General features: G+C 41.4%; 12 protein-coding genes. 8 read left to right on the plus strand and 4 right to left on the minus strand.

Translation table 11 applies throughout. The features are described from left to right. On the plus strand, positions 1 to 1511 hold a 1511-nt coding region (locus F3741_01340; GenBank protein ID MZG29442.1), incomplete at its 5' end, for a glutamine--tRNA ligase/YqeY domain fusion protein. A 13-nt stretch (positions 1512 to 1524) separates the two neighbouring features. Here the strand turns inward: F3741_01340 and F3741_01345 are convergent. Further along, positions 1525 to 2487, minus strand: coding sequence for a GAF domain-containing protein (locus tag F3741_01345; GenBank protein MZG29443.1), 963 nt, complete (start codon positions 2485 to 2487; stop codon positions 1525 to 1527). A gap of 5 nt (positions 2488 to 2492) precedes the next feature. Beyond that, positions 2493 to 3050: a hypothetical protein gene (locus F3741_01350; protein ID MZG29444.1), complete on the minus strand. Its 558-nt coding sequence runs from the start codon at positions 3048 to 3050 to the stop codon at positions 2493 to 2495. Positions 3051 to 3414: 364 nt separating this feature from the next. Between F3741_01350 and dnaN the strand changes: the two genes are divergently transcribed. Further along, the gene (dnaN, locus tag F3741_01355) at positions 3415 to 4521 is read left to right on the plus strand and encodes a DNA polymerase III subunit beta (GenBank protein ID MZG29445.1); all 1107 of its coding nucleotides are present in this window, start codon (positions 3415 to 3417) and stop codon (positions 4519 to 4521) included. Between the two features lie 9 nt (positions 4522 to 4530). On the opposite strand, the gene F3741_01360 is transcribed toward dnaN, so the two are convergent. Then, positions 4531 to 5658 carry a radical SAM protein gene (locus tag F3741_01360; GenBank protein ID MZG29446.1) on the minus strand — a complete coding sequence of 376 codons (1128 nt, stop codon included), beginning with the start codon at positions 5656 to 5658 and terminating at the stop codon, positions 4531 to 4533. Positions 5659 to 5767: 109 nt separating this feature from the next. Between F3741_01360 and F3741_01365 the strand changes: the two genes are divergently transcribed. From F3741_01365 to F3741_01375, 3 genes are all read left to right on the plus strand, one after another. Beyond that, entirely contained in the window at positions 5768 to 6898 is a 1131-nt protein-coding gene (locus F3741_01365) for a M23 family metallopeptidase (GenBank protein ID MZG29447.1), read from the plus strand. Positions 6899 to 6970: 72 nt separating this feature from the next. Beyond that, a complete protein-coding gene (mtgA, locus tag F3741_01370; GenBank protein ID MZG29448.1) occupies positions 6971 to 7681 on the plus strand; it encodes a monofunctional biosynthetic peptidoglycan transglycosylase in 711 nt (236 codons plus the stop codon). A 72-nt stretch (positions 7682 to 7753) separates the two neighbouring features. After that, positions 7754 to 8947, plus strand: a complete 1194-nt coding sequence (locus F3741_01375; protein MZG29449.1) for a class I SAM-dependent rRNA methyltransferase — start codon at positions 7754 to 7756, stop codon at positions 8945 to 8947. 137 nt (positions 8948 to 9084) lie between these two features. On the opposite strand, the gene F3741_01380 is transcribed toward F3741_01375, so the two are convergent. Beyond that, positions 9085 to 9363 (minus strand): hypothetical protein, encoded by a 279-nt coding sequence (locus tag F3741_01380; GenBank protein MZG29450.1) that lies wholly within the window; start codon positions 9361 to 9363, stop codon positions 9085 to 9087. Positions 9364 to 9663: 300 nt separating this feature from the next. Here F3741_01380 and pgeF point away from each other — a divergent pair, with 300 nt between their 5' ends. From pgeF to purH, 3 genes are all read left to right on the plus strand, one after another. Then, a complete protein-coding gene (gene pgeF, locus F3741_01385) occupies positions 9664 to 10443 on the plus strand; it encodes a peptidoglycan editing factor PgeF (GenBank protein ID MZG29451.1) in 780 nt (259 codons plus the stop codon). A gap of 29 nt (positions 10444 to 10472) precedes the next feature. Continuing rightward, positions 10473 to 12248: a hypothetical protein gene (locus tag F3741_01390; protein ID MZG29452.1), complete on the plus strand. Its 1776-nt coding sequence runs from the start codon at positions 10473 to 10475 to the stop codon at positions 12246 to 12248. 353 nt (positions 12249 to 12601) lie between these two features. Then, entirely contained in the window at positions 12602 to 14152 is a 1551-nt protein-coding gene (gene purH / locus F3741_01395) for a bifunctional phosphoribosylaminoimidazolecarboxamide formyltransferase/IMP cyclohydrolase (GenBank protein MZG29453.1), read from the plus strand. Positions 14153 to 14198 lie beyond the last annotated feature (46 nt).

Raw genomic sequence — 14198 nt, forward strand, 5'->3', positions numbered from 1 at the left:
CAGGGAAATGTAATCTTCGATTCGATGATACCAACCCCATCAAGGAAGAGGAAGAATATGTAAAGTCCATTATGGAAGATGTGCGGTGGCTGGGTTTTGACTGGGAGGATCGGTTGTATTATTCCTCCGAATACTTTAACCAGCTTTACGAATATGCAATACGGTTGATAAAAAAAGGTAAAGCATATGTGGATTCTCTGAATCCGGATCAAATTCGTGAATTCCGGGGTACGCTCACTGAGCCGGGGCAGAACAGTCCGCACCGAGACAGGTCGGTGGAAGAGAACCTGAACTTGTTCGAGAAGATGCGTGCCGGAGAATTTGAGGAAGGTGAAGTCGTATTGAGAGCTAAAATTGATATGGCTTCAGGAAACCTGAATATGCGCGATCCCGTTCTGTACCGGGTTTTAAAGGCAACGCATCACAGAACAGGAAACAAATGGTGTATTTACCCCATGTATGATTTTGCTCACGGTCAATCGGACTCGCTGGAGCAAATCACCCACTCAATTTGTACTCTGGAATTTGAAGATCACCGTCCTCTTTATGACTGGTTCCTCAATGAGCTAGATATTTATCGTCCTCAACAAATAGAATTTGCACGGCTTAACCTGAGTTATACAGTGTTGAGCAAACGCAAGCTATTACAGTTGGTAAAGGAGCACCATGTTAGCGGATGGGACGACCCGCGTATGCCCACGTTGTCAGGAATGCGCCGCAGGGGGTATCCTCCCGAGGCGATTCGTGATTTTTGTGAGCGGATTGGGGTCGCTAAAAGTAACAGCACGATAGACTTTGCATTGTTGGAACATTGTGTCCGGGAAGATTTAAACAAAACTTCGCCACGAGTGATGGCGGTGGTCAGACCTCTGAAAGTGGTGATTGAGAATTATCCGGAAGATCAGGTGGAAGAACTCACCGCTGAGAATAATCCTGAAGACCCCGATGCCGGATCGCGCAAAATTCCTTTTTCCCGGGTTCTATACATTGAGCAGGATGACTTTATGGAAGATCCTCCCAAAAAATATTTCAGACTTGCTCCCGGAAGAGAAGTGCGTTTGAAGCATGCTTACATCATCAAATGTGAGCGGGTGGTCAAGGATGAAAATACAGGAGAGGTGCTGGAACTGCGCTGCAGTTATGATCCGGAAACAAAAAGTGGCTCTTCCATGGAAGGCAGGAAAGTAAAAGGTACACTGCATTGGCTCTCAGCCGCCCATGCTGAGCCGGCTGAAGTGAGGTTATACAGCCATCTTTTTATTAATGAAAACCCCGCAGACGAAAAACAATGCCCTGAATTGGCGGCAAGTGTGAACCCTGATTCTCTGGAAATTGCTCAAGGATTTATTGAACCCTTTTTAAAGGATGCGGCAGGGGGTGACCGGTTTCAGTTTTTAAGGCTTGGTTATTTTTCTGTGGATGCTGTGAGTTCTTCTCCTGGAAAACCGGTTTTTAATCGGACTGTAACCCTGCGTGATACCTGGGCAAAAATAGCGAAAAAAGGGAGTTGATCTTTTTTAAAGTTCAGGAGGAGGTGGGTTGCCTTTTGGGCAGAATGATTGTGAACTTGCTTCCTTCTCCTATTTTGCTTGTGACAGATATTTTCCCATTGTGGCGGGATACTATTTTCTTGCAGATAGCCAGGCCAATTCCTGAACCGTCGTAAGAATTTCTTCCATGAAGTCTTTCAAGGGGTATGAATATTTTTTCCGAAAACTTTGTGTCCAACCCTATACCGTTGTCCTGCACAGAGATACTATATGATCCGTTTTTAATGGACTCGCTGCTCAGGAAAATAACAGGAGGTGTTTTGGGTTGGTGATATTTCAAAGCATTTCCAATCAGGTTTTGAAATAGTTGACGCATTTGAAAAGGGTCAGCTTCAATAGTAGGCAGGTCAGCCTGTTTGACTTCTCCCCGGGTTTCATTAATCTGAACTTCCAGATCCTCAATGACTTCGCTGGCAATTTCTTCAAGATCCACTTTCCGGAAGGGTTTCCCTGTAGAATTTATCTGGGAAAATTGAAGCAGATCATCAATCAGCGTCTGCATTCTTTCGGCGGCATTCCTCATTTTGTCAAGATCGTCCAGTTGCTGTTCATTTAGATAAGCTTTAGAGGACTTAAGACGATCGCTGAATATAGAAATTTTTCTCAAAGGTTCCTGTAAATCATGCGAGGCAATTTGGGTGAAATCTCTGAGATCGTTGTTGCTTCTCTTGAGTTCTTCCGCATAATTCTTTAATTCATTTTGGGCATTGTAATTTTGTATAGCAAGAGCCGCAAAATTGGCGGAGGTTTTAATAAGCTTAATTTCTTCTGAAGTCGGCTTGCGTGGCTCGGTGTAATAACTGGCGAAGGTGCCCAATACTTCACCTTCACAATCCAGAATGGGTGCTGACCAGCAGGCTCTCAGCCCAAACTTTAAGGGAACAGCCTTATACTTTTCCCATCTGGGATCATGAGCAATATCCTCAACGACAACCATTTCCTTCAGGAAGGCAGCGGTGCCGCATGAACCTTCTTCGTTTTTTCCAGGTAATCTTTGGGAAGGCTGGGCGCAGAACCATAGCGAAGAAATCTTTTTGATTGATGCATTATGAGAATAGAATTCATCAACCCGGAGCTGTGTTTTTCTACACTTCTGCTCAAACCATCCAAAATTTCTTGTAAGGGTTTTCCCGTTACAAGACTGCCTAAAATTTTGTTTTGCTCAATCAGGTAGTCCTCCATGATTTTCCTGGTCGAAACATCATGGCCATATACATTTGCGTAATCTTGTTCGATACAAGGAATGAGGGTGATAGAAAAGATACGTCCGGAATATTCCAACTCCAGCATTTTACTCGTCTGATGTTCAAATCCATCTTGAGTCAACTGCCTTAACTCTGGAGAAAGAGTGTAATCTGAATCGCCATCCGCTATTGTTAATAGCGGGATACTTGCCCGATTGAAGTAAAGCAGTTGTCCATCTTTATAAATACGAAGAACGGGATAAGGGCTTTCATCGGATAACTGTCGAAAGCTTTCTATTTCAGCATTATTTTCCATCGCTTAATTTTTGGGCACCTTCATAGTATTGTTTTGAAATTGCCAATGACCAGTCTGTTTTATGAAATTATCTTCAGCCCAAATTATTGCAAGAATATCACAGGTTAAGGGAATTCTAAGAAAGCTACATTTATATGCCGTTTCTTTTTTATACTTTTTTCCTTATTAGGATTCGCTTTTTCAGTATTTTTTTGTCGTTGGGGTTCAGGGTTTACGGCTAAAATTTTTTATTCATGGGTCGTGTAAAAGAGAATTTTTGTTTAAAAACCGGGTGATTTTGTGATTGTCATTTCTCTTTGACAGCTTTTTGCAATTGTGCTAAAAATCCTCATGCCTTATGTAGGCATTACTTTAAAGGAGTGTTATGGAAGTCAGGATAAGTCGTGATGTCCTTCTGAACGGTGTTCATAAAGTTCAGGGGATTGTTGAGCCGAAAGGGGCGATGCCCATTCTTTCTCATTTGCATCTTTCGGCTGATAAAGACAGCATTTGCATTCGTGCCACAGATTTGGAAATAGGAACTCTGGGTCATTATGAGGCGAATGTAAGCGCTCCCGGTGCCGTGACTCTCAACGCGAGAAAGCTTTTCGATATTATCCGGGAGCTTCCTGACGAAGAAATCTATCTGAAAAAGGAAGAGAATAACTGGATTACCTTAAAATGCGGAAAATCAAAATTTCGTTTGCCTGGCCTTCCCCCTGAAGACTTCCCCCCATTGCCTGAATACAGTGATAAGCCGTTACTGGAGTTTGACAGCAAAATTTTAAAGGAAATGATTCGAAAAACTTTTTTTGCTGTTTCTCCCGACGAAACACGGCAGGCGTTAAATGGCTTGTTGCTGGAAGCTGAAGGTGATAGCGCGAATCTGGTGGGCACTGACGGTCACCGATTGGCAATGATTTCACGACCGGTTAAATCTAACGCTTCAAAGGGCGAAGTCTTGAGTTTCCTGTTGCCCAAGAAAGCTTTATCTGAGTTATTAAAACTGATGGAAGACGAAGGTGCGACATTTGGATTTTCATCACAGGATAATCACTTGGCATTTATCTGTGGTCAGCAGGTGATTGTATCCCGAAAAATAGATGGAAAATTTCCTAATTATCGTCAGGTAATTCCTTCAGATAACCAATTGAAAGCCAAAGCTGAGAGGGATGGATTGACCCATGCCTTAAAACGAGTGGCCCTGCTGGCAGATGAAAAGTCTAAAATGGTGCGCTTTGAAATTCAGAAAGGAAACCTGACTCTGGTTTCTGATAATACAGATTTAGGAGCCGCCCACGAGGAAATGCCCATTGAGTACGAGGGTGAAGAAGTCTCCATCGGTCTTAACGCAAAATATGTTCTGGAAATCCTTAATGTCGTTGAGGGTGATTCAGTGACCCTGAATCTGAAAGATCAAAACCACTCCTGCCTTTTTACCGTTACCGATGACGATCAGTATAAAAGCATCGTTATGCCCATGCGTCTGTAAGCTATTTGTTCAAAGGTCAAAAAACTGGTCGAGTTTTTTATCGCTTCTTGGAGTTTTTCCCGTAACATCTTCCCAAATTTCTCGTGTTTCCATACAAAGATAAATATTTAATTCTTTTGAACGGGCTGTAAGAAATCCGCGAATTTTTTCGTAGGCCTGGTTTCTTAATGGCCGAAGATAGCGAAACTTGCCATCTTTGCTTGGCAAGTGTTCACTGGTGAACAGCCTGGTTTCTGGATGGCGATCTTTGATGACCGATTTTAAAGAGGGGCGGTATCGAAAGCTTCCCAAACTGATCCACTCCAATTTGTTGACAGGTATTGTGTCGCATATAATATCAATCATTTGTTTGTAGGCTTCTTCCCATCCCGGTATCAAAATTATAGGATCAAAGTGGAATCCGATACGGTACCCTTTTTCCAAACAAGCCCTGGCTGCCTCAAGGCGTTGGATTAAACTCGGGGTGCCTTTTTCTTCTCTTTCTGTAATGGTTTGAGGATTTAACGACCAGGAAACAATAATATTCGTTGGATCAGAATGGTTTAAAAGGTTTGTGATTTGGTCTGATTTGGTCTTTAACTCCAGCACAGCATTTGTTTGTCGGTTGAAAAATGGGAGAAGGTGTTTTGTATAGGGAATGATCGAGTCCAAAGCAAGGCTGTCGGTCAATTCTCCTGTGCCTACTCTAAAATTACGATCAGGATATTGTGTGAACACCTCCTCAAGTTCGCCAAGTAGATCTTCAACATTCACATAAGCGACTTGCATGGGGTTGTTTCCCAGGAAATCCTGCAAGAAGCAATAGGAACAATCGTAAATGCAGTTTTTTGATAAATTCACAACATAATAATTACAGCACACCATACCAGGACTGACACCCGGACACTTCTTCAAGAAAGATCCCTTAAAACGGGTTAATGCCAAACTTTTTTTTCCTTCTCCAAACACATCGTACGAAGAAGGCTTTATCTCATCAGTGAGTGTGGAAATGTCCCGAAAAGTTTTTCTGGGTATGCCGGGGTGCCTGGAAAGGATATCCTTTGCCAGGGGATATTCTTCGATGCCTTCTTCAAGAAAAAAAATTTCCGGTTGAAATACAGCAGGGGCAATCTCAGAACTTATTGAATTTATTGACATTGTCTTATATAATGGGCTTGTTGTTACAAGTTAGTATGCCTTTTTTAGCAACAGTTTTCAAAAATCTAATTTTAAAGCTCTACTTTATCATTTAACCGAAGGAAAGAACATGTACATTCCCCCATCCTCACTTCAAGACCAGAACATTCAAAAGAAAAATAAGTTTCGTTTGGGGTTTATTTTTCTCTTTATGGTTTCTGTGGGTTTGAATGTCTTTCTTCTTTTTTTTGATCAGGATAATAATGTTGCTGTTGCGTCCTTGCCACAGAATGCCGAAATTTCATTCCAGTCTAAGGGTGAAGAATCCCAACCTGAGGCTGCAGAACCTGAAAATGAGTTACCAAAACAATTTCCGCAATCTTTTGCAGCAGCTACAATCAAGCCGGTATCATTCACGACTTCTGCTGAAAGAACACCTGGTGGCAAAAATATTCAGTCGCTAAACTTTAAAATAAGAAATTCATTAAATTATAGTGTCTGTAGAGAAATAACCCGTGAGAATGGATGTGCCGCGCTTTCCGCACATATTGGACGTCTGATGGCCTGGTTTATGGATATCAAAAAAAGCATGAGAAATGGTGATTCGCTGGATGTGGTGTACCAGCAGCTTGATGGACCCGAGCAATTTAAAATCCTCAAGCTTTCCTATGCAAGCAAACGATTTGGTAAAACATTTGAAGCGTATTATTACGATGGGTTTGACAAAGGCAATGGAGGCTATTTTGATAAAGAAGGAAATGAAATTGCCCAGCGTATTGTGGAAGCCCAGAGTCCAATCAGAGAATATATAGAAATCACTTCCTTGCCTGGAGATTTTCGTAAAGGTTCAGGAGGACACTCTGGGACAGACTTTAAGGCAGAGGAAGGGACACCTGTTTATTCAGGGTTTGCTGGAAAGGTCACTCGCACTAATTGGAATGTTAGAGCCAACGGTTATTGTATTGAAATTGATCACCCCAAACTTGGTATAAAAACCCTGTATTTACATTTAAGCAGGGTCAAAGTTAAACGAGGTCAGACGATTAAGGCGGGTCAGCAGATTGCTGAATCTGGAAATACGGGAAGAACATTTGCTCCTCACCTGCACTATGAGATCCAGAACCGAAAGAATAAAAAAAGAGTCTATAGCCCATTCACGTCCAAGTACCATAAAAGCTACGTAAGAAGAATTCCTCAGGAACACCTTAATGCTTTTCTGAAAAAGGTCAGCCTCTATAACTCCGCAATAAAGAAAAGCTGATTTTTTTGTCGGACTTTGAGTTAAATTAAGACATCAGGTCCTGTCTTAAGCTCGATATGTGGAGGTTGTTCTGTGGCAAAAAAACGAAAACGGGGCAAAAAATCAATCAAAATTCGGATCTGGAAGATTTGTTTTGATTTTTTCCTTTGTTTTGTTGCTCTCACCCTGGTTCCAGTTTTGTTTTACAGATATGTGAACCCACCCTCAACACCTTTAATGTGGGTCCGCTGGTTCGAAAGTGATACACCGAAGAAATTTCCCCTGTATCTGGACGATTGGCAGTCAATTGACCAGGTTTCCCCGAATATCATTAAAGCGGTTTTGGCAGCTGAGGATCAGAAATTCTTTAACCATCATGGATTCGACTGGTTGGCTATCGAATATGCGATTCAGACCAACCTTACAACAGACCGAAAAGTGGGTGCCAGCACAATTACTATGCAAACAGCTCGTAATGTATTCTTGTGGCAAACTAGGACCTGGCTCCGAAAATTGCTGGAAAGTTATTTTACAGTGCTGATTGAGTTTTTTTGGAGTAAGCAAAGGATCCTGGAGGTTTATTTAAATGTGATTGAATGGGGAGATGGTATATTTGGCTGTGAAAAAGCAGCCCAAACCTATTTCCGGCATTCATCAAAAACTCTTTCTCCTGTTGAGTCTGCATGGATGGCGGCAGTGTTGCCAAATCCCAGACATTGGTCTATAAGACCTAAACCTAAACATGTTCAGGTCCGGCAAATTAAGATTCTGGATACCCTTCCACATATGAAACCCTTTAAATAATATGATTAGGCATTTAAGTTCTATGCCTTAAGATAAACAAGGCTTTCCTCAACCTGATTTTAACAGTCGTGAATGATTAAGATTCAGATATCTAAAACATTACAAGGAAAAATACGAAAAGGCTGTCCCTGGGTTTTCAAATATCAAGTGCAGAACCAAGTTCCCGAAGAAAAGTCGGAAAACCTGGGGATCATATACGATCACAATAACAGGTTTTTGGCCTTAGGCTTATGGGACCCACGCTCTGACCTATGCTTTAGAGTAATGGTTTTGGGAAAACCCAGGGAGATTAATGCTGATTTTTTTCAGGAGCGCTTATTGTCTGCAAAAGCAATGAGAGAGCCTCTGGAATCTCAGGGAACAACAGGCTATCGAGTGATAAATGGGGAAAATGATGGTTTCCCAGGGCTTGTATTGGATCGTTATGAAGATGCCTTGGTTATTAAACTATATACCACCAGTTGGTTTCCATTTTTGGAACTTCTGAGTGAACTGTTTTGCAAGGAATTTAACAGCAAGAAACTGGTCTTACGTTTAGCCAAGAACATTTCCAAATCATGTGGATCAAAATTAGTTTATCAGGATGGACAGTTTTTATATGGGAGTAAGGAGTCGAGCTGGATTGAGTTTAAGGAAAATGGATTGAAGTTCATAGCCGATGTTGTAGAAGGTCAGAAAACTGGCTTTTTTCTGGATCAGAGAGAAAACCGGTTTAAAATTCATAAAATGGCGAAAGACCGCTCCGTGTTAAATGTTTTTAGTTATACAGGCGGTTTTTCAGTGTATGCCTTCGCCGGCGGGTGCAAGTCGGTCGTGGAAATAGACAGTAGCCCTCAGGCGTTAGAAAATTCTAAACGGAATTTGAAATTAAATTTTCCGGATCAATCATTTTCACCTCCAAGACTTTTGCAGGAAGCAGGTGATGCCTTCCAAATACTGGCTAGAATGAAATCCGAGAACCTTAGTTTTGATTTAGTAGTTTTAGACCCACCCGCTTTTGCCAGAAGCAAGAAACAAAAAGCCCAGGCTCTGGAGGCTTATGTCAGGTTAATTAAAGCCGGAGCCCAGCTTACATCAGAAATTTTATATGCGGCTTCTTGCACAAGGCATGTGAAAGCCAATGAGTTTTATGATGCTGCTTGTCTTGGAATTCGTTCTGCAGGAAAGAAATATGAGGAAATTTTTAAAACAGGGCATGCCCTGGACCACCCGGTAACTTTCCCGGAGGCGTTCTATCTAAAGTCAGCCTGCTTCAAAATACACTGATAAATTCAAATATAACAAGGGGTTGAGGGGGGGATTGGTTGGGCGCTGAAACGATATGGGTTAATACGTTCGAAAATGAATTGAGAGTGTGTCTGCTACATTCAGCGTAGGCTAATAAAAAAATCAAACAAATCTGTTTATCTTTTTTTAGCTTTAGCTTTTTTCTTAGTAGCTTTTTTCTTTGTTGCTTTTTTCTTTGTTGCTTTTTTCTTTGTTGCTTTTTTCTTAGTAGCTTTTTTCTTTGTTGCTTTTTTCTTAGTTGCTTTTTTCTTAGTTGCTTTTTTCTTTGTTGCTTTTTTCTTAGTTGCTTTTTTCTTTGTTGCTTTTTTCTTTGTTACTTTTTTCTTTGTTACTTTTTTCTTTGCAGCTTTCTTCTTAGTAGCTTTTTTCTTAGCTGCTTTTTTCTTGGTTGCCATCAAGATCTCCTTTCTTACATCATGCGGTATTCGTTTCAGCGCCCAAATACCGTTTATCATTTTATGCGATACACGTTTGATGTCAAGCGAATATTAATGAAATTTAATGTTTCGAGAGTGTTGATAAGTGACTGTGGGAAATTAATGCGCTGGATTGTAATCTTTGATTTATTGTTGCATCGATAAAACCCACGCCAATAAAGGGGGAAAAGCCATGTTTGGTTTTTTTAGACTATTGCGGGTATACTTGAATTGATTGATGATTGCTTTAGGCAAGTTAAAAAAAATTGTAATATTTTTATGAGTACATTGCTTGAAAAGTTAAAATTTGACCAGTTCGAAAAGTTTCCCGAATTAACTCACGCCGTTAGTCCGCGGTGTTTCAAAAATGATCAAGGAGAAATTGAGGAGTTTTCTTTTCAAAGCAATGATCAAACTGGAAAATCTGATTCGCATTTGAATTTGTTTTTAAAATCATTGGGGATAGAAAACCAGAACCTTTTTTGTGTTAATCAAGTTCATGGCGATAATATTTTTTTACTGGATGACCCTGACTTAACTTTTAATGAGGTCAGAAAAATTTCAGCCGATGCTTTGTTAACTCATATTCCCGGCAATCCCATTGGAATTTTTACTGCAGATTGTCTGCCCGTTTTGGTTTATGATCCTCGTTTGAAGGTTATAGGTGCTATCCATTCAGGACGAAGAGGGTCTGCTCAAAGCATTGTTTTAAAGGTGGTTAGGGAGATGGGGCGGGTATATGGATCTCGACCTGCTGAATTGGTGATGGGAATTGGGCCTTCGATTGGAGGTTGTTGCTATGAAGTGGGTGAAGATTGTATTCAACCTTTCAAAGATTTGTATCCATATGAAAAAGGATTGTTCGAGGTTGGTTTGAAAGGAAATTATTTTTTGGATTTGATAGCAGTGAATAAAGTGGAAGGTATTAAGGCAGGGCTTTTGTCTGAAAATATTTTTTCTATGGATCATTGCACTTGTTGTTCAAGTCGAAACCTGTTTTCTTATCGACGTGAAGGAAAGACCGGAAGAATCCTTACAACCATCATGTTGCTCCCATAAAGTTTGAATATTTAACTGGTTTAAGAATCATGATCGATAAAGCAAGTCTGCACACAGGTTCGGGTCTGCCATTTCCTGTGGAGTGGGTAAACTCACAACCGCGTAAGGTAGAAGATATTTTGTCTGATATGTCGGTTGAGGGTCAGGCAAGATGTATTATGGGGCTTGCTCCTGATTTGCAACATAAACTGTTAATGCTTTCTGAAATGGCTGTTGAGGTGACCCAGTCCCTGCCTGTGGAAGAAGTTTATAATTTGATCAAACATTTAGATAGGGAAGATTCCCTTTTGGTTGTTTCCATGGTTTCTCCAGATCAATTGCAATATGTCTTTGATCTGGAGTGGTGGCAGGGAGATAAATTTCAACCCAGACAAGCAATGGATTGGATTATATTGCTGGATCAATGTCAAGACCCTGAAACTTTGGAATGGTTTTCAGGAGAAGATTTTGATCAAAAGGTGATGCTCCTTCAGGCTTTATTATTGGTCTTTAAAAAGGATGAGATGACAGATGCCTATGAAGGAGTGGAGGGTCTTGAACATTTCTCTCCTGATGGGGTGTATGACATTTATTTTAAAGTCGAAAGCAATAAAGAAATAAGGAAACTCCTGCTTTTACTTTATGAAAAAGACCAAACTCTGTTTTATAACCTGTTGGAAGCTGTCATTTGGTATCCAATCACTCCTACATTGGAGAAAGCTTATCAATGGAGAATGGTCCGCACTGGTGAAAGGGGGATCCCTGAATTTCAAGAAGCAATGGGAGTTTACAGTAGGTTAGACCCTGAAACTTTAAAGTTAAAGTTGCCGTCACTTGAAGACTTTCCTTCGAGCAGACTGAATCTCTCCCCCAGATACCCCCTTGCTCAATTAGATGAATCACTGTTTTTCACTCAATGCCTTGGTATGGTGGAAAATGAACAGCGCCATGAAACGATGCTTTGGGAACTGGTGTGTTTGTCCAATAAAGTAATTGTTGCGGATGGGTACGAACTATCCTCAAAAGATGTTCGAGAGCGGGCCATGAGGAAAGCGCTTGGCTATATCAACATGGGTCTGGAACTGGGGGCCGAAAGAGATCTGCAAAAAGGAGCGTCCTTGTTGAATCAGGTTTGGATGCAGTCATTATTTCAGGTGGGCTATGAACAATTGAGGCAGATTAGATCGACGGCAAGTACTTTTATTAATGAGAATGGATCCTATATAGAGCATTTTATTTCGGATGCAGAAAAAGAACGGCTGGGAGCGCTGGTTTTCAGATTTCCGCAGGTTGTTGAAAAAAGCCAGGAATCTTTCATTTGGCGTGATCTGCAATCTCTGAGTGATATCGAAGTCGTGAATGAATTTTTAGTCAGATGGAAATTTTACTCCCGTTTTGCCCGGCAAGGGTTGGGGTTGAGAGAATCCACATTTATATCTTTGAAAGAGATTAGTGATGATGTTCACGAATCAATGAACTTACTGTCGTTGGTTACCACAGCTCTGGCGCAATATGTTCTATTCAAAAAGATTTCCTGTGACCCACTTCCGGAAGTAGCGGCAAAGAGTTTTTTAGAATTGATCTTTTTACCGGGTATTTTTCAGGATGAGGCAAAATTATGCAACGATGAACTGATTGCCTCCTTTGAGCAGGAATTGTTGAAAGCGCCCATGGCCTGGACGGACTTCGACAAAAAGTGTTTGCAGAGCTTACTCCAGGAATGTACCAAAAACCTGGAAAATCAGTTCGGAAGACTGGATCTGACCAAACCGATTGACTGGAAATTCACCCAGGGTTTGTCCATCACTCATCGTACGATCAATTAGCAATATCTATCTTGGTCCCAAAGGTTGGATTTTCGTCTCACAAGTTATTGTTATTTACTACGATGGCTCACAGGAGCGGATTTTTATTTTAAAATTGCCCGAAAAAGTGTAGACTTCGCACTTCATTTGTATCCAGAAACTATTAACAAATTAAGGAGAGGTGAGAGATGACCGATCCAAAAAAAACTACTTCCCAACCACAGAAAGAAGAACCTGCCCTTTGGGAATCCTATGGATCTTTTCCAGTCTGGATATTGAAACTGATAAGTGCGTTGACTCCGAGTTTTTTGATTTCCAAGTCTCCCGCACCTAAGAGAAAACTACCTCAATAAACTTAACGTTTTTCTATTTTGATGAAACCCATTGAAAGGGCATTAATAAGTGTGTCGGATAAGACCGGTATTTTGGAGTTTGCTGTTGAGCTTCAGAAATCAGGCATTGAAATACTCTCTACCGGTGGCACCGCAGACTTGTTGCGTAAGGGAGGAATTCCTGTAATACAAGTATCCGACTATACGGGTTTTCCGGAAATGATGGATGGCAGGATCAAGACACTGCATCCCAGGGTACATGGCGGGATTCTGGCTCGCAGAGATATGCCCGAACATGTAAAAGCGATGGAAGATCATGGAATCCGGCCTATCGACCTGGTTGTAATAAACCTATACCCATTTGAGCAAACGGTAGCGAGAAAGGATTGTACTCTAGAAGATGCAATAGAGAATATTGATATTGGTGGCCCTGCGATGGTCCGATCTGCCGCTAAAAACTCAAAAGATGTTGTTGTCGTTGTTAACCCCTCTGAATACGATCAGGTTTTAAAGGAGATAAAATCCGGAGAAGTTTCACTTGAAACTCGAAGGCGGCTATGCCGGGATGCGTTTGCGCACACAGCCCGCTATGACTCACTGATATCTAAATACTTAACCGGACAATGGCAGGAAGAGGCGGTTTATCCTCCTCTCTTGAATCAGCCGTTTGAGAAAGTTCAGGAATTAAGATACGGGGAAAACCCTCACCAAACAGCAGCTTTATATAAAGAAAGCTCTGTCTTACCGACAGAAATTGCTTCTGCCCGGCAACTTCAAGGCAAAGAACTCTCTTTCAACAACTTTATAGATTTGAATGCGGCTTGGGAGTTGGTCAGGGAATTTGACAAGGGTGCGGTAGCTATTATTAAGCACACCAACCCTTGTGGAGTGGCACAGGGTGAAGACCAGTTAAAAACATTTATCGTTGCTCGTGAGGTAGATCCTACGTCGGCATTTGGAGGAATACTTGGATTCAACCGGGTAGTAACAGCCAGGACTGCGGAAGAAATCACCAAAAATTTTGTTGAGGCTGTTGTTGCACCCGGTTTTGAGCCTGATGCTTTAAAATTGTTTGCAACAAAAAAGAACGTGCGACTTATGCAAATGCCTGAACCAGGCGATACAACTGCTTCTGAAAAATTCGATATGAAGCGAATTGGAGGTGGCTTGTTGGTCCAAAGTCAAGACTCGTTGACCTATATTGAGGATCAGCTGAAAGTTGTCAGCAAAAGAGCGCCAGAAGCCAGTGAAATGGAGGATATGAAGTTTGCCTGGATTGTAGCCAAACATGTTAAGTCCAATGCAATTATTTATGCCAAAGATCAGGAAATTCTTGGTATTGGAGCCGGTCAAATGAGCCGGGTTGACTCTGCCCGTCTGGCTGTCGAGAAAGCATGCAAGCCATTGGAGGGTGCTGTAATGGCATCGGATGCATTTTTCCCATTTCGTGACTCTATTGACAAGGCTGCTAAACATGGGATCACTGCAATTATTTCTCCTGGTGGATCCATTCGAGATGAAGAAGTACTACAAGCGGCTGACGAACATAATATAGCTATGGTATTTACCGGTATCCGGCATTTCAAGCATTAAAATTTCCCCATTTCTACAATCACTGAAGCACCCTGACAGTTCCTGC

Source organism: Nitrospinota bacterium (genome assembly GCA_009873635.1).
Classification (GTDB): Bacteria; Nitrospinota; Nitrospinia; order Nitrospinales; family VA-1; genus LS-NOB.